At 55.9% G+C, this 15,667-nt stretch carries 12 protein-coding genes; 5 read left to right on the top strand and 7 right to left on the bottom strand.

From position 1 onward, the window contains the following. From rsmF to yebS, 3 genes are all read right to left on the bottom strand, one after another. Nucleotides 1-1,437: a 16S rRNA (cytosine(1407)-C(5))-methyltransferase RsmF gene (gene rsmF / locus WN53_RS19730; protein WP_024486122.1), complete on the bottom strand. Its 1,437-nt coding sequence runs from the start codon at nt 1,435-1,437 to the stop codon at nt 1-3. 169 nt (nt 1,438-1,606) lie between these two features. Then, complete coding sequence (locus tag WN53_RS19735; protein ID WP_024486121.1) at nt 1,607-4,240, bottom strand: PqiB family protein; 2,634 nt, start codon at nt 4,238-4,240, stop codon at nt 1,607-1,609. Further along, complete coding sequence (gene yebS / locus WN53_RS19740) at nt 4,209-5,456, bottom strand: membrane integrity lipid transport subunit YebS (RefSeq protein WP_024486120.1); 1,248 nt, start codon at nt 5,454-5,456, stop codon at nt 4,209-4,211. Before yebS ends, WN53_RS19735 begins: the two co-directional genes overlap by 32 nt. Before the next feature lie 240 nt (nt 5,457-5,696). On the opposite strand from yebS, the gene WN53_RS19745 reads away from it, so the two are divergent. The 4 genes from WN53_RS19745 to htpX all read left to right on the top strand — a co-directional run bounded on the left by WN53_RS19745 (nt 5,697) and on the right by htpX (nt 10,217). Beyond that, nucleotides 5,697-6,194, top strand: a complete 498-nt coding sequence (locus tag WN53_RS19745) for a GAF domain-containing protein (RefSeq protein ID WP_021178215.1) — start codon at nt 5,697-5,699, stop codon at nt 6,192-6,194. Nucleotides 6,195-6,289: 95 nt separating this feature from the next. After that, nucleotides 6,290-7,003, top strand: coding sequence for an RNA chaperone ProQ (gene proQ, locus WN53_RS19750; protein ID WP_021804621.1), 714 nt, complete (start codon nt 6,290-6,292; stop codon nt 7,001-7,003). A gap of 19 nt (nt 7,004-7,022) precedes the next feature. Further along, entirely contained in the window at nt 7,023-9,071 is a 2,049-nt protein-coding gene (gene prc / locus WN53_RS19755; RefSeq protein WP_024486585.1) for a carboxy terminal-processing peptidase, read from the top strand. A gap of 267 nt (nt 9,072-9,338) precedes the next feature. Further along, on the top strand, nt 9,339-10,217 hold the full coding sequence (gene htpX, locus WN53_RS19760; protein ID WP_021178212.1) for a protease HtpX: 879 nt from the start codon (nt 9,339-9,341) through the stop codon (nt 10,215-10,217). Between the two features lie 171 nt (nt 10,218-10,388). Here the strand turns inward: htpX and WN53_RS19765 are convergent, their stop codons facing one another. After that, nucleotides 10,389-11,780, bottom strand: coding sequence for an MFS transporter (locus WN53_RS19765; RefSeq protein ID WP_024486586.1), 1,392 nt, complete (start codon nt 11,778-11,780; stop codon nt 10,389-10,391). Between the two features lie 228 nt (nt 11,781-12,008). On the opposite strand from WN53_RS19765, the gene kdgR reads away from it, so the two are divergent. After that, nucleotides 12,009-12,800, top strand: a complete 792-nt coding sequence (gene kdgR / locus WN53_RS19770; protein ID WP_024486587.1) for a DNA-binding transcriptional regulator KdgR — start codon at nt 12,009-12,011, stop codon at nt 12,798-12,800. Between the two features lie 98 nt (nt 12,801-12,898). On the opposite strand, the gene WN53_RS19775 is transcribed toward kdgR, so the two are convergent. The 3 genes from WN53_RS19775 to WN53_RS19785 form a co-directional block, all read right to left on the bottom strand. Beyond that, nucleotides 12,899-13,792: an SMP-30/gluconolactonase/LRE family protein gene (locus WN53_RS19775; protein ID WP_024486588.1), complete on the bottom strand. Its 894-nt coding sequence runs from the start codon at nt 13,790-13,792 to the stop codon at nt 12,899-12,901. After that, on the bottom strand, nt 13,785-14,663 hold the full coding sequence (locus WN53_RS19780) for an SDR family NAD(P)-dependent oxidoreductase (RefSeq protein WP_200865479.1): 879 nt from the start codon (nt 14,661-14,663) through the stop codon (nt 13,785-13,787). Before WN53_RS19780 ends, WN53_RS19775 begins: the two co-directional genes overlap by 8 nt. 82 nt (nt 14,664-14,745) lie before the next feature. Further along, nucleotides 14,746-15,666 carry a LysR substrate-binding domain-containing protein gene (locus WN53_RS19785; protein WP_046808192.1) on the bottom strand — a complete coding sequence of 307 codons (921 nt, stop codon included), beginning with the start codon at nt 15,664-15,666 and terminating at the stop codon, nt 14,746-14,748. Nucleotide 15,667 lies beyond the last annotated feature (1 nt).

Consider the following 15,667-nt stretch of genomic DNA (forward strand, 5'->3'; position numbering starts at 1 on the left):
TTATTGGTGAAAATCCAGTACTCCGTCGCGTACCAGTTCGCGGGGCAGACTGTTTTTAATCCGGCTGCCGATCAGTTTGGCCAACCCTAGCGGCTGATGCTGATAAGTGACGATACACTCATTGCTCTGTGGGGGTCGCGAGGGATAGAGATCGCGGCCATGAAACCACTCCTGGGCCAGTGCCGCATCGAGCTCAAAAGTCTGTGGGTTGCCACTGGCAGCCAAGGCGATCACCGCCTCATGCTGCCAGCGGAACCCTTTTGGGAAGCGTTCCGCCAACTTAAGGCCAATGCGTGAAAAACGCACTTTGCTGACTAAAGGCTCCAGCGCGGCTGGGAACAGCCAGATTTCTTTATCCCGCGCCCATAATTTACTGGTTTCATCCCAGACTAAACCCGAGGCTGCAGCTGCCTGCGCCACCAGCGAGGACTCCTGGGCCGAAAGTGGGGCGAAAGGGAACTTGCCCAGCTTATAGCTCGGTTTTGCCAAGGCCGGAACGCTGTGATTTTTGCGTAGCCGGGCGACGAAGAAGCCTTCACTGTCATAAATCTGTGGGAAGACGTGCAGGAAGCCTTCTGGAGTGAGGGCCAGTTGCGCTTGTGGGAACAGGTCGCCCAGTGGCTCAACGCTGACGGCGTCGCCATAGGTTGCCAACAGTTGAAGTACCACCTGTTGATTTTCCTGGGCATTCAGCGTGCAGGTGGAGTAAACCATCACGCCGCCGGGGGCCAGGGCGTGGAAGGCGCTGTCGATCAGTTCCCACTGGGTTTGCGCGATGCTGGTTACGCTTTCTGGCGACCAGTTGCTCATGGCATCCGGATCTTTACGCACCACGCCTTCACCAGAGCAGGGCGCATCCAGCAGGATGGCGTCAAAGCTTTCCGGTAAGGCTGCGCCAAACACCCGGCCGTCGAAATGGGTCAGCGCCGTATTTTTGACGCCGCAGCGGCTGATGTTGGCATGCAACACCTTGACCCGGCTGGCCGAATATTCATTGGCGACAATGCCGCCCTGATTGCCCATCAACGCGGCGATCTGGGTGGTTTTGGAACCCGGCGCGGCGGCGACATCCAGCACCCGGCGCGGGGTTTCACGCCCGGCAAACAGGGCGCTCACCGGCAGCATGGAACTGGCTTCCTGAATGTAGAACAGGCCGCTTAGATGCTCCGCCGCGCTGCCCAGCCGTAAGGCTTCGTCCTCGCGCTCGATCCAAAAGCCTTCGGGGCACCAGGGGATGGGTTCCAGCCGCCAGTCGTAGTCTTTTACCAACGCCAGAAAGTCCGCAACGCTGATTTTCAGCGTGTTGACTCGCAGGCTCCGCCGCAAGGGTTGTTGGCAAATAGCGATGAAGTCATCCATGGATAAATGGTCAGGCATGATGGCGCGAGTTGCGTCGAGAAAAGCAGGAGGCAAAAAAGCAGGGGCAGGTTTAGCCACAGGGAGCTCTCAGGGCGGAAAAAAATCGAAGGGGCTAGTTTACCATAAACTGCCTGCCTGAGAATACCGGCAAGTTTCGGTCAATGAGGTGAATGGCAAAGCAGTAATGGTATGAATTATCTTGGAGGGGAGCGGCAGGGCTCAGAACATTGAACCCTGCCGAGAGCTATCAGTTGTCCCTTGGGATGGCGGTGCCCCATTCGCGCCAATCTTTCGGCTCTTCCGCATTCAGCAGGAAGTGTTTGTTCGGCGTGGCTTTAGGGGCCAGCGGAATGCTAGGTGGGGTGGCAAAGGCAATACCGCCGCGAATAAATTGCTGGAAGGTACCGCTCTTGATCACGCCGCCCGTCAGGCCAAACTGCAGGTTATAGCCAGAGGCCAACCAGAAGACGGTGTTGTTACGCACCAGATGCTGGTATTTCTTGCTGACGCGCAGCGAGACGTGCACTCGATCTGACATCGCCCCCAGATAGAAACCGGTCACGGTACCCACTTCAATGCCACGGAACAGGATCGGTGTGCCGATTTGCAGCGAACCGGTCTCGGCGGCGTCCAGGATCACGCTCAGGCCATCCAGGTAGCGGGAGTCGGTAATGCTGGCTTCCTGCAGCTCAAAAGAGCGCATTGAACCGCCGTGGCCAGGTTCCACGTTGATATAGGGCTGCAACAGGGAGTCCAGATTATTGACCCCAGCGGCAGAAATCTCCGGTGAAACGATGGCAAAACGGCTGCCGAGACGGGCAAAGGTTTTCACATACTCTGGATACAATACCGCTTTCGCCAGCACCTCGTTACGCTCTGGTGCCAGTTTCAGTGATTCAAGCTGGCCGATATCAATGCCCAGATAGCGTATTGGCATGCCAGGGGACAGTTTGCTGGCATCATAGGTGCGTAGCGTGATCTGGCTACCCACGGCGCGAGCGGCGGTTTCTGAGGCGTACAGCACGCGTTTGGCCCCTTTATCCAGCGTAACGCCCTGCAGGTTATCAAAGCTGATGGCGCCTTTCAGCGCGCGGTTGAGCGGGGAAGCCTGCACCGTCAGGCCGCTGCCGTTCAATTGCACTTTGGCACCGCCTTCCGCCCAGAAAATGCTTTCGCTGGTTAACAGCTTGCGGTATTCCGGGCTGATATAGACCTCAACGTCAAACTCGTTGGCCTTGGGCCGTACGTTGACAATCTCACCCACCTGGAACTTGCGGTATAGCACCACCGAACCGGCTTGCACATCTGGCAGGCTGGTGGCGGTAAGCGTCAAGGTTGGCAGTGGGTTGTTGCCGACGATACCCTCGGCGGCTTTTTCCGCGTTGCTGTACAGCGGGTACTGCGCGTCCGGCTCGCCTTTACCCCCAGGGATCAGGCGTACGCCGCCGTCCAGCCACTCCTGGGCGCTGGCCCCCAACACCTGCACACCGTCCAGCCCGAATTTGACATCCACACGGCTGTTGACCACAAATTTACTGTCTTTGTGCAGCAAACTGCGGTGCTGTGCTTCGATCGCCGCCGTAAAGGTCACACCCCCGTCGGTCAGGGTACGGGTCAGGATCTGGCCGACCTTGATACCGTGCACGATTAATGGCTGCCCAACGTCGATGCCGTAGCTTTGCGGGGCATTCAAGGTGACCGTCACCACGCCAGGCTGTTGCAGCAGCGTTTTACTGCTATCCAACACGGTAAAGTGCTGCTGGGGTTCACCTTCACCCGGCACCAACTCCAGTGTGTTGCCGGTTAACAGCTGGCTCAGCTTGGCGTCGTTAAGGCTGATTTTTGGGCTGCGCATCTCAATGCGCGTGCCGGTACGCATCAGATCGACCACCGAAGGATCGATGGTGAGTTCGCCGGTTACCTTGCTATCCTGTTGCAGAGCCAGACGAGTCAAGGTGCCGACCTGCAATCCTTGATACATCAGCGGCGTGTGTCCCTCGCTCAGGCTGTTGCCGTCGGGCAGGTCCAGCGAGATGTTAACCCCACGCTGGCTGTGGGCCAGGTCCGGATACAGCGTAAAGTTTTGATCGGCCTTGGCCTGCTTGCCGTCGAGCGGGGAGTCAAAGGCTATCGCACCGTTTACCAACGCTGCCAGGCTCTCCATCTGCACACTGGCACCGGACAGGCTGAAATCGCCTTTAAAACCGGAAACGTTCCAGAAGCGGGTGTTGTCCTTCACCAGATTGGCAAAGCGGCGGTCGATCAGCACGTCGATGATCACGCCTTTGTTACCCGGCGAAATAGTGTAGTCATACACTTTACCGACCGGGATCTTGCGATAATAGACCAGCGAGCCGGTGTTCAGGGAACCGAGGTCGTCTGCTTGCAGGTGGATCATCAGCTCGCCGGTATTCAGGCGGTATTTCGGCTGCGTATCCAGTGCGGTGAAGTGGGTTTGCGGTTTGCCGCGGCCCGGCATCATGCCGATGTAGTTACCACCGACCAGCGCATCCAGGCCGGAAACCCCTGCCAATGAGGCTTTGGGTGTCACCAGCCAGAATTGCGTGCCTTCCCGCAGTGAGTCTTCCAGATCGCTCTTGATACTGGCTTCAACCACGATACTACGCAGATCCTTGCTCAGCGAAATGCTTTGCACGGTACCCACTTCCACACCCTGGTAACGAACAGGCGTGCGGCCAGCGACAATACCTGCCGCAGACTGGAAGTCTATGGTGACGCTATTGCCGCTCTCCTGGTAATTGGTATAGACCAGCCACCCGGCAATCAGCAGGGCGATAAACGGCAGTAACCAGAATGGCGAGATACGGCGCTTGTTTTTGACCCGCGCCTCAGTCGGCGTATTCGGCGTTTCCTGTTGCATGTGCATCCCAAATCAATCGGCTGTCCAGCCACTGTACGGCAAGGATAGTTAAAATAACCGCAGACCCAAAGTAAAAAGCTGCTGGTCCCATAGTAAAAGATAACAGTTGGTCGCGATTGATCAGCGACATCATCAACGAGATCACGAACAGATCGAGCATCGACCAGCGGCCAACCCAGGTGACCAGCCGGAGCAGCCGGATGCGGGTTTTGAGGCTGTGCGACGTTTTGAAATGAATGCTGAACAGCAGCACCAGCAGCACGATCACCTTGGTAAAGGGTACCAGGACACTGGCGATAAATACGATGGCGGCGATCGGCATGTTACCCGAGTTGGCCAGCGAGACGACGCCGCTGAAAATGGTATCTTCCATACGCGCGCCGTTGGCGTAAACCACCGAGATCGGCAGCAGGTTGGCGGGGATTAGCAGCACGATGGCGGCAATCAGCGCGGCCCAGGTTTTTTGCAGGCTGTAAGGCTGGCGATGGCACATCGGCACATGACAGCGGGGGCAGCGGCCACGCTCATCCTGAAAACCGGTAAAATGGCAGGCCAGGCAGACGTGTAACGCCTCTGATTTGCCCTCTGGCTGTTCCTGCGGATAGTAGCGTTCCCACATCTGTTCCAGGTTCATGTGGATCAGCGTCAGCAGGCTGAGCAGGGTCAATGCCAGATAGGCAATCAGGGCGCTGCCGGGTTCAATATCTGCATATTCCTTGACCTTGATCGCCGCGACTACCATGCCGATCAGGTAAATATCGAGCATGATCCACTCTTTCAGACGCTCCAGCATCAGCAGCACTGGCCGCAGGTTCATGCCGAGTGCATGGCCAAACCACAGGTACAGCAATGACAGTGATAGCGTCAGCGGCGCGCCGATGGTGCAGAAGGCGACCATGCTGGCGGTAAACGGATCCCCCTGGCTGCTCATTTGCCAGATGCCTTCCAACAGGCTAGCGTTAATCTTCGTGCCGAGCAGGCGAATGCTGATCAACGGCTCGCTAAAGGCAAAGGGCATCAGCAATAGCATGGTGACGGCTACGGCGGTCAGGCGGGTCATTGACCAGTCGCGGCCATTCACCACTTTGGCGTTGCAACGTGGGCAGTAGGCGGCCTGATTGCGGGTTAACGGCGGCAACGTGAACAGCAAATCGCATTCACAACAGCGTTGGTGGCGAGCCTTGGAGAGCGGGCCGGTAATGGCGAGTATCTTCATCATGAGTGCTGTTTGGCGACCTGAGGTCTACTTAGCGTAGCTTGAAAACCAACCTGTCAATGCCATCAACCGGTAAAAAGGGATTAGCATCGCAGGTTACAAATGATTTTTAGACGGCAAACATACCCTGTTGTACCGTGTTTTGTGAAGCAACAGATGATTAACCTTGTGGCTATACGCATTTAATGCTTATTTTATACGGGTTAAGTCGAGGCTATTTGAGTATTTGAACGGTTAATCATGACTAAAGAATCATTCTACGCGGAATTAAAACGCGATTTGAGCGCATTGCTGGATGGGGAAGATAACTTTATCGCCGCATTGTCTAACGCCAGTGCGCTACTCAATGAGCGTCTTGATGACGTAAACTGGGTCGGTTTTTACCTGATGGAAGGCCATCAACTGGTGCTAGGTCCGTTCCAAGGCAAGATTGCCTGCGTGCGGATCCCGTTGGGTAAGGGCGTGTGCGGTACGGCAGCGGCGCAGAACCAGGTGCAGCGCGTTGGCGATGTTCACGCATTTCCTGGACATATCGCCTGCGATGCCGCCAGCAACGCGGAAATTGTGTTGCCGTTAGACGTCAGTGGTCAGGTCATCGGGGTTCTGGATATCGACAGCACAGTTTATCAACGCTTCGATGAACAGGACGAAATCGGCCTGAAAGCAGTGGTGGCGGGGCTTTGCGCACGGCTGGCACAGAGCAATTTTGCGAAATATGTCACTGTAGCGGCAAGTTGATCTACGGTTAACGTGGCATTTAGCGATGGCGTCATTATAATGACGCCTGTTCATGCCTGCGGCTTGTTGGCAACCCGTTGTAATCAGGAAATTTCATGGAAAATCAACACAAGTTGAACACAGTTAAAGAAGTCATTGCTTTTCTTGCCGAGCGTTTCCCGCTCTGCTTTAGCGCCGAAGGCGAAGCACGCCCGCTGAAAATCGGTATTTTTCAGGATCTGGTAGAACGTGTACAAGGGGAAGAGAACCTCAGCAAAACGCAGCTGCGTTCAGCTCTGCGCCTGTATACCTCAAGCTGGCGTTACCTGTACGGTGTCAAAGTTGGCGCCCAGCGTGTAGACCTGGACGGTAACCCGTGCGGTGAGCTGGAACAGCAGCATGTCGATCATGCTCGCCAGCAGCTTGAAGAAGCCAAAGCGCGCGTTCAGGCACAGCGTGCCGAACAGAATGCCAAAAAACGTGAAGCTGCTGGTGAGTCTGCCACTGCCGAGCCTCGTCGTCCGCGTCCTGCCGGCAAAAAGCCAGCCGTACGTCGTGAAGGCGGAGCCGCAGCAGAGAACCGCAAGCCGCGCCCACAACAAGCACGCCCACAGCAAGCTCGTGAACCTCGTGTAGCCAAAGAGGCCAGCCAGCCGCGTCATGTGCCAGTCACAGACATCTCAAAACTGCAAATTGGCCAGGAAATCAAAGTCAGAGCAGGTCAGAGCGCGATGGACGCAACCGTACTCGAAATCGCTAAAGATGGCGTTCGTGTACAGCTCTCCTCCGGTCTGGCGATGATTGTGCGCGCAGAACACTTGCAGTTCTGATACGGAGGCCAACCAAGGCATGAACAAATTTGTCAGATTAACCGCAGTTGCGGCTTTGCTGTGGGCGGGTGTCAGTTACGGAGCGGATACAGCCAACATCCGCATCGATCAACTGCCCAAGCTTGAGCAGGAAGCTGAACATGCAACCGTGAGTGAGCGCGTAACATCGCGCTTCACTCGCTCTCATTATCGCCAGTTTGCTCTGGATGCGGATTTTTCAGGCAAGATCTTCGATCGCTACCTGAATATGCTGGACTACAGCCACAATGTGCTGCTGGCCTCCGACGTCGCGCAATTTGCCGACAAACGCAGCACGCTGGGTGAAGAGCTGAAATCCGGCAAACTGGTTACGCCTTATGCGTTATTCAATCTGGCGCAAAAACGCCGCTTTGAGCGCTATCAGTATGCGCTATCGTTGCTCGACAAGCCGATGAACTTCACCGGCAACGACACCATTGACGTAGACCGCAGCAAAGCGCCGTGGCCGAAAGACAAGGCTGAATTGGACCGCCTGTGGGATGCCAAGGTCAAATACGATCAGTTGAACCTGAAGCTGACCGGCAAAACGGATAAAGAGATCCGTGACACACTGACCAAGCGTTATCAGTTTGCGATCAAACGCCTGACGCAAAGCAACAGCGAAGACGTGTTCTCGCTGATCATGACCGCGTTTGCCCACGAAATCGATCCGCACACCAACTACCTTTCGCCACGCAATACCGAACAGTTCAATACCGAGATGAGTCTCTCGCTGGAAGGGATTGGTGCCGTGTTGCAGATGGATGATGATTACACCGTGATCAACTCCATGGTGGCAGGCGGCCCGGCAGCCAAGAGCAAGGCGATCGCCGTCGGCGACCGTATTGTCGGCGTTGGCCAGGCAGGCAAATCGATGGTGGACGTGATCGGTTGGCGTCTTGACGATGTTGTCTCGCTGATCAAAGGGCCGAAGGGCAGCAAGGTTCGCCTGGAGATCCTGCCGGCAGGTAAAGGCACCAAAACCCGTATAGTTACGCTGACTCGTGAGCGTATCCGCTTGGAAGATCGCGCAGTTAAAATGACTATCAAGACCGTCGGCAAGCAGAAGGTCGCGGTGATGGACATCCCTGGCTTCTACGTCGGCCTGACCGATGACGTAAAAGTCCAACTGCAAAAGATGGCCAAGCAGAACGTCGACAGTTTGATTATCGATCTGCGTGGCAACGGTGGCGGGGCATTGACCGAGGCGGTATCGCTTTCTGGTCTGTTTATCCCAAGTGGCCCGGTTGTTCAGGTGCGTGATAACAACGGCAAGATCCGCGAAGATGCGGATAACGACGGTGTTGTCTACTACAAAGGCCCGCTGGTGGTGTTGGTTGACCGCTTCAGCGCCTCCGCCTCCGAGATCTTTGCTGCGGCAATGCAAGACTATGGCCGTGCGCTGATCGTGGGCGAGCCTACCTTCGGTAAAGGCACGGTGCAGCAGTACCGTTCACTGAACCGCATTTACGATCAGATGCTGCGCCCTGAATGGCCTGCGCTGGGTTCTGTCCAGTACACCATCCAGAAGTTCTACCGCGTTGACGGTGGCAGCACCCAGCGTAAAGGCGTCACGCCAGATATTCTGATGCCAACGGGGATCGATCCGGCAGAAACCGGCGAGAGCTTCGAAGATAACGCCATGCCGTGGGATAGCGTCAATGCAGCTGCCTACACCAAAACTGGTGATTTGAAGCCGTTTGAACCGCAACTGCTGAAAGACCATGCGCAGCGTATCGCCAAGGATCCAGAGTTCCAATACATCGCGCAGGATATTGCCCATTACAAGGCGTTGAAAGACAAGCGCAACATCGTTTCTCTTAATCTGGCTACCCGTGAAAAAGAGAACCATGACGATGATGCTACGCGCCTGAAACGTATTAATGAGCGTCTGGAGCGTGAGGGTAAGAAACCGCTGAAGTCCTTGGAAGATCTGCCAAAGGACTACAAGGAACCGGATCCGTATCTGGATGAAACGGTCAAGATCGCACTGGATCTGGCCAATAACGAAAAGCAGCAGCCATCACAACAGACGGCCGCCGCCAAGTAAGTTATTTGCGTATAAAATGTTATTGAGCGCACCTTCGGGTGCGCTTTTTTTTTCGCTATACCCGCACTAAAATTTCTGTTGAGGTCTCCACCCTGGGCTCCGAGATCGTTTACACTTTGTAAAACCCTTGTTTCTTCGTGACTTTGTAAAGTTACGTATTTTTAGTGGGTTAATGGCCTGCCAATCTTGAAATTGTGACCAATGCCCATAAGATCTGGGTATCTGAGGTCGCGTTTTGTTAACAAATAACGAGGAAGTAAACATTCTATGATGCGTATAGCTTTGTTCCTGCTCACCAACCTGGCGGTGATGTTGGTTTTCGGGCTGGTGCTTAGCCTGACAGGGATCCAATCCAGTAGCGTTCAAGGCCTGATGATCATGGCCGGTCTGTTCGGTTTTGGCGGTGCGTTTGTTTCACTGCTGATGTCCAAATGGATGGCGCTGCGCTCCGTCGGTGGGGAAGTGATTGAACAGCCGCGTAACGAAACCGAGCGCTGGCTGTTGGACACGGTGCGCCGCCAATCGCAGCAGGCGGGTATCGCCATGCCGCAGGTGGCCATCTACCAGGCACCGGACATCAACGCCTTTGCGACCGGCGCACGCCGCGATGCATCGCTGGTGGCGGTCAGTACCGGCCTGCTGCAAAGCATGAGCCGTGATGAGGCGGAAGCGGTGATCGCCCACGAAATCAGCCACGTTGCCAATGGCGACATGGTGACCATGACGCTGATCCAAGGGGTGGTGAACACCTTCGTGATCTTCGTGTCGCGCCTGATTGCTCAGGTGGCCGCCGGTTTCCTGGGTAACCGTGATGGGGAAGGCGAAGGTAACGGCAACCCGATGATCTACTTCGGCGTGTCGATGGTGTTGGAGCTGGTATTTGGTATTCTGGCCAGCATTATCACCATGTGGTTCTCACGTCATCGTGAATTCCACGCCGATGCGGGTTCAGCCAAACTGGTCGGCCGCGAGAAGATGATCGCTGCGCTGCAACGTTTGAAAACCAGCTATGAACCGCAGGAAGCGGGCACCCTGATGGCTTTCTGCATCAACGGCAAATCCAAGTCGTTCAGCGAGCTGTTTATGTCACACCCGCCGTTGGACAAGCGTATCGAAGCGCTGCGTTCCGGCCAGTATCTGAAATAACCCTGCATCAAACAAACCCCGGCTCGCCGGGGTTTTTGCTGTTTAAATGGGCGCAGCATGCGGCGCCCCTACGAGGTGGCTAGGTTGATATCAGCAGTTTCAAACCCTCACCGGGCTTATGGCGTAGGGGCGCTGCATGCTGCGCCCGATACCCGCGTTCTGCCCGATAAGCTAGTTACCAGGTTCAGCGAGGTTCGCGCGGGGTTGAGTGATACGTAAGCAACTCACTACGGCCGCGACGCTGGCGAAGATCCCCGCCAACACCAACGAAGCGTGTGTGCCGCTGGTGGGGAACAGGTTGAACATCAAAGCCACCAGTGCCGCGCCAGAGGTTTGCCCCAATAATCGTGCAGTGCCCAACATGCCACTGGCTCCGCCGCTGCGGTGGCGTGGGGCGGCAGAAATAATGGTGTGATTGTTAGGCGACTGGAATAACCCAAAGCCCGCACCGCACAGTAGCATGCGCCAGATAATATCCAGATCCGTCGGGTTATGTGGCAACAGCGCCAGCAGGAACAAACCGAGCGCGAAGGTCGCCAAACCAATCCCTCCCAGTAACCCTGCATGAACACGCTCCACCAGGCGGCCTGCAATCGGTGCCATCACGATAATGGCCAACGGCCAGGGAGTTAACAGCAAACCTGTCGCTACCTCGTCACGGCCCAGAGAGGCCTGTAGGAAGAAGGGTAACGACACCATGGCCAGCATCTGGGCGGCAAAAGAGCAGATCGAGGTGCCCATCGACAGCGCAAAAATAGGGATGCGCAGCAGATCCACCGGCAGTAAAGGGGATGTCTGCCGCAACTGACGGCGCACAAAGAAGTAACCAATCACCAGCAACGCCGCGATTTCAGCGGCAATCAGCAGCAGGCTTTGCCCTTGGGCAAAACCGCTAATGGCGGTGATCAGCAGGCCAAACGTCAGGGCATTCATCACCGCACTGGTAGGGTCAAAGCGCTGATTAGTGCTTTTCTGGCTGTTAGCTGGCAGGTATTTCATTCCCAGCATCAGTGCGACGATGCCTATCGGCAGGTTGATGGCAAAGAGCCACTGCCAGGAGGCCACGGATAAAATGGCGGCGGCGACAGTAGGCCCGGCGGCGGAAGAGAAGGCTACGATCAGCGAGTTTATCCCGATGCCTCGGCCAAGATAGCGTTGCGGATAGATAATGCGGATCAGAGCGGTGTTAACGCTCATAATCGCCGCGGCACCAAACCCTTGCAGCACGCGGGCAATCGTTAGTGTTAATAGCGAATCGGACAGTGCGCAGAATAGCGAGGTAATGCTGAATACCAGTAGACCAGCCTGATAGATACGGCGATAGCCAATCAGATCGCCCAAGGATGCCAGCGATAGCAACGAGATGGTGATCGCCAACTGATAGGCATTGACCACCCAGATCGAGCTGGCTGGGCTGGCGTTAAGATCGCGGGCGATGGTCGGCAAGGCCACGTTGGCGATCGCCCCGTCAAGCACCGAAACGGTAATGCCTAGCGCAATGGCCAGGATCGCTCCGTAGCGTTGCGGGACGGGTAAGCCGTCGGAATGAGCAAGCGTTGTCATGGAGGTATTTATTAAACAGGGGGAATATTGCAATGCTAATCATATTTCCCGCCGAATGCACCCGCCGTTTCTGTGCTAAATGTAAAAGTAGTGGGATGTCTGCCGCTAATCCCATCAATAATGGCGAATATTGCGCAACTTCCATTGCATGGGGTGAAATGTTCCGATTATACTGAAACTCTTGTTCAAATTTCCTAAAACAAAAATAGTTAAGTTAAGGTATTAACCATGGCTAACGCAGATCTAGACAAACAACCGGATTCCGTTTCATCAGTGCTGAAAGTGTTTGGCATCCTGCAGGCACTGGGTGATGAGCGCGAGATCGGCATTACCGAGCTTTCACAGCGGGTAATGATGTCCAAAAGTACCGTTTACCGTTTCCTGCAAACCATGAAGTCGCTGGGTTATGTCTCACAGGAAGGGGAGTCGGAGAAATATTCGCTGACCCTCAAGCTGTTTGAACTGGGTGCCAAATCGCTGCAAAACGTTGATTTGATCCGCAGCGCGGACATCCAGATGCGTGAACTGTCTAACCAGACGCGTGAGACCATCCACCTGGGGGCGCTGGATGAAGACAGCATCGTCTATATCCACAAAATCGACTCCATGTATAACCTGCGTATGTATTCACGCATCGGTCGCCGCAACCCGCTGCACAGTACTGCGATTGGTAAAGTCCTGCTAGCCTGGCGCGATCGCGGCGAAGTGGAAGAAATCCTGTCCCACGTCGAGTTTACCCGCAGCACTCCGCACACCATCGCCAGCGCTGCAGAGTTACTGCCGCTGTTGGATAAGGTACGTGAGCAGGGGTTTGGCGAAGATATCGAAGAACAGGAAGAAGGCTTGCGCTGCATCGCGGTGCCAGTGTTTGACCGTTTTGGCGTGGTGATCGCGGGCTTGAGCATCTCCTTCCCGACCATCCGCTTCTCCGAAGAAGGCAAAGAGGGCTACGTGGCGCAGTTGCATACCGCCGCTCGTCTGATTTCAGAGCAAATGGGTTATCACGACTATCCGTTTTAAGCCTGCCGTAGTTGTAGGGGGCCGAACATAGCTTCGCCCCTACGCTTTCTCGCCCAACCTTCGAAATATCCCCTCGGTTTATAAAATCCAACCGTCTGCTATTGGCCTATCTTGCACTCTTTGAACAAGTGACGTGGAACACCAGCAATGGCTGGACGAATAGCAAAGAGGTCACCAGAATCAGGGTATTCAGCCAGTTCTGCGGGCGTCATGGCATAGCGCGCCGTGGTGATGAATAAGGTTTCCAGACCTTCCCCGCCAAAGCAGCAACTGGTGGGGCGCGGCACGGGCATGGCGACGCGCTCGCTCAGGTTGCCGTTACTGTCGTAGCGCAGCAAACATCCTCCGTTGAACATACAGACCCACAATTCTCCGGCTCGATCCAGGGCGATACCATCGGGACGTCCCAGTTCTGCCGGGGTTTCGGCGAAGCACATTACGGCCTCCAGTTCCCCGTTGGGAGTGTATGCGGCCCGAAATATTGAACGTGCGATGGAATCGACAAAGAACAGCGTGTGGCCATCTTCCGACCAGGCCAGGCCATTAGGCAGCGCGATATTCCTCTGGATCGCTTGGGCGTTCAGTTCACCGTCATAGCGGTACAGCGCTCCGGCCTCACGGTTCGGCCCCTCGTGCATCAGGCCGGTGATAAAGCGCCCTTGCGGATCGCAGGCCCCGTCGTTGAACCGATAGCAGCCTTTGTTATGGGCAGCGGTAGAGTGCGTGCGGACCACGCCTTCCTTGGGATCCAGAATGGCAACCCGCGTATCTTCGGTGAAGATCAGATTGCCTCTATCCGTAAGGGCCAGGGCACCGATGCGCGCCGTCGATTGATAGACGGTTGCCACTCGTGCTTGCGGGGTCATGACGTTAATCTTGCCACCAGAGATATCGACGAAGTACAAAAGGCGGTTGTCTTTATCCCAGACTGGACTCTCGCCAAGGTCGGCACGGACTTCGGCGATCTTGTGCAGACGACACTCGTCACGCATCGCCAAACTCCTTGATGCGCGGCCAATTGTGGGCGACATCCTCCACGCTGGCACACTCAATTCGCGCCAGATCCGTAGGATAGGTTACGCCGGGGTTTTCACAAAAGCGGGTTGCAGTGAACTGGCCGTTGCTGGCGCGCAGGATAACGCCTGTGTCCTGGCATAACGAGCTGGCCAGATATAGCAAGCCCGGCACCACCCACTCGGGCTTTAGGTCTGTGGGTGGCTGTGTGATCCCCCACATGCGGGTCTTGGCTACTGGAGAGATGGCGTTGACCAGAATGCCGTCCGGTTTTCCTTCCATACTCAGAACATTCATGATGCCCACTTGGGCCATCTTGCCAGCGGCGTAGGCCGTCAGGCCTGGCTGCGCGTAGCGTTGATACATGGCACGGTCAGAGGTTGTCAGCACGATCCGTGGTGATGGGGAAAGCTTGAGATGTGCCCAGGCGTGCTTGCTCAACCAGATCGGCGTACGCACGTTGATGCCAAGGGAGCGCTCAAGGAATTCCTCTTCCTGTGTCTCAATGGGCTGATAGCCGACCCAACCCGCGTTGTGGATCAGGATATCCAGCGCGCCGAATTGCTCGATGGCCAGCGCCACGAGTTGTTGGCAGCCATCCTCGTTATCCAGGCGCCCGCTGTGGGTGATGAACGATCCACCGTCGACCTGCAAGGCATGTATCGCCTCGCTCATCATGTCTGGGTCAGTCCCGTCTCCGGTAAGGCTGGTTCCCAGGTCGCTAACGATTACCCGTGCGCCACGCTCCAAGAGGGCCTTGGCGTAAGCGTTCCCAAGCCCCCGGCCACCGCCAGTGACAATCGCTACCTTGTCTTTGAACGGCTCGTTTAAGCGTCGATCTGTCATCATGTACCTCCGTTTGGCAATAGCACGATGATGGAGCGACCACTCCTGAGTGTAAAATATCTTATTTGTACCGAAACAAGACTTATCAGGTTTCAATCAAGGGCGCCGATGCCATGGCATCTCGCACCTCATCGATCAGTTTGTCTCGAATAGGACAAGGCGAGTGCGGGTTCCAAGCCATCAGCAATTCCACATGCCGTAGTGCGTCTGGTGCATTGACCTGGATTGGCCGGAATACCACGTCTTTGCGACCCTCCTGCGCCAGCGACGCGGGCAACAGTGCAACGCCGAAGCCGCTGGCCACCAAAGCAACCAGAGTTTGCAGCTGCCGCGCCTGTTGGGCAATGCGTGGTATGAACCCTGCCGCTGCGCAAAGCTGAACCAGCTGGTCATGGAAGCCCTGGCCCAGGTGTCGTGGTGACGATACGAAGGCGTCATCTCGCAGTGCGGCCAGTGCAATGATCTCGTGGCACGCGAGAGGGTGTGTGGCTGGCAGGCCAATCATGATGGGTTCTCGCAGAATGGACTCGAAGCGCAGTTCCGGAGCCGTCCTGCCCGGTGGCCTCATGAAACCGAGCTCGGCGTGGCCATGTTCCAGTGCCTCGACCTGCTCTTGAGTCGTGGCCTCACGCATGGTGAAGGAGATGGCGGGGAATGCAGAGCGGAAGCGCTGCAATGCGCCTAGTAATGCGTCATAGGGGGCGATATTGATGAAGGTTAACGTGAGATGGCCTTCGATGCCTTGCGCTACTCGCCTGGTCTGTTCGACGCCTTCATCAAGCAGGCGCAACACCTTTCTTGCCGTTGCCAGAAAGTCGGTTCCAGCAGGCGTGAGCGACACGCTGCGATTGGTGCGTTCAAACAGCGGAGCGCCGATCTCATGTTCCAGCCGACGAATAGCCTGACTCAACGGGGGTTGTGCCATATGCAGCCGTTGCGCTGCGCGATTGAAGTGCAATTCCTCGGCGACGGCGATGAACTGATGTAGCAGGCGTGTTTCAATCATA

Origin of the sequence: Serratia fonticola (assembly GCF_001006005.1) — a bacterium.
GTDB classification, from domain to species: Bacteria; Pseudomonadota; Gammaproteobacteria; order Enterobacterales; family Enterobacteriaceae; genus Chania; species Chania fonticola.

Coding starts and splice junctions, on each gene's coding strand:
- WN53_RS19745 (WP_021178215.1), top strand. CDS start 5,697: ATGACTAAAGAATCATTCTACGCGGAATTAAAACGCGATTTGAGCGCA.
- proQ (WP_021804621.1), top strand. CDS start 6,290: ATGGAAAATCAACACAAGTTGAACACAGTTAAAGAAGTCATTGCTTTT.
- WN53_RS19780 (WP_200865479.1), bottom strand. CDS start 14,663: ATGATGACAGATCGACGCTTAAACGAGCCGTTCAAAGACAAGGTAGCG.
- WN53_RS19785 (WP_046808192.1), bottom strand. CDS start 15,666: ATGATTGAAACACGCCTGCTACATCAGTTCATCGCCGTCGCCGAGGAA.
- WN53_RS19765 (WP_024486586.1), bottom strand. CDS start 11,780: ATGACAACGCTTGCTCATTCCGACGGCTTACCCGTCCCGCAACGCTAC.
- kdgR (WP_024486587.1), top strand. CDS start 12,009: ATGGCTAACGCAGATCTAGACAAACAACCGGATTCCGTTTCATCAGTG.
- prc (WP_024486585.1), top strand. CDS start 7,023: ATGAACAAATTTGTCAGATTAACCGCAGTTGCGGCTTTGCTGTGGGCG.
- WN53_RS19735 (WP_024486121.1), bottom strand. CDS start 4,240: ATGCAACAGGAAACGCCGAATACGCCGACTGAGGCGCGGGTCAAAAAC.
- htpX (WP_021178212.1), top strand. CDS start 9,339: ATGATGCGTATAGCTTTGTTCCTGCTCACCAACCTGGCGGTGATGTTG.
- WN53_RS19775 (WP_024486588.1), bottom strand. CDS start 13,792: ATGCGTGACGAGTGTCGTCTGCACAAGATCGCCGAAGTCCGTGCCGAC.
- yebS (WP_024486120.1), bottom strand. CDS start 5,456: ATGAAGATACTCGCCATTACCGGCCCGCTCTCCAAGGCTCGCCACCAA.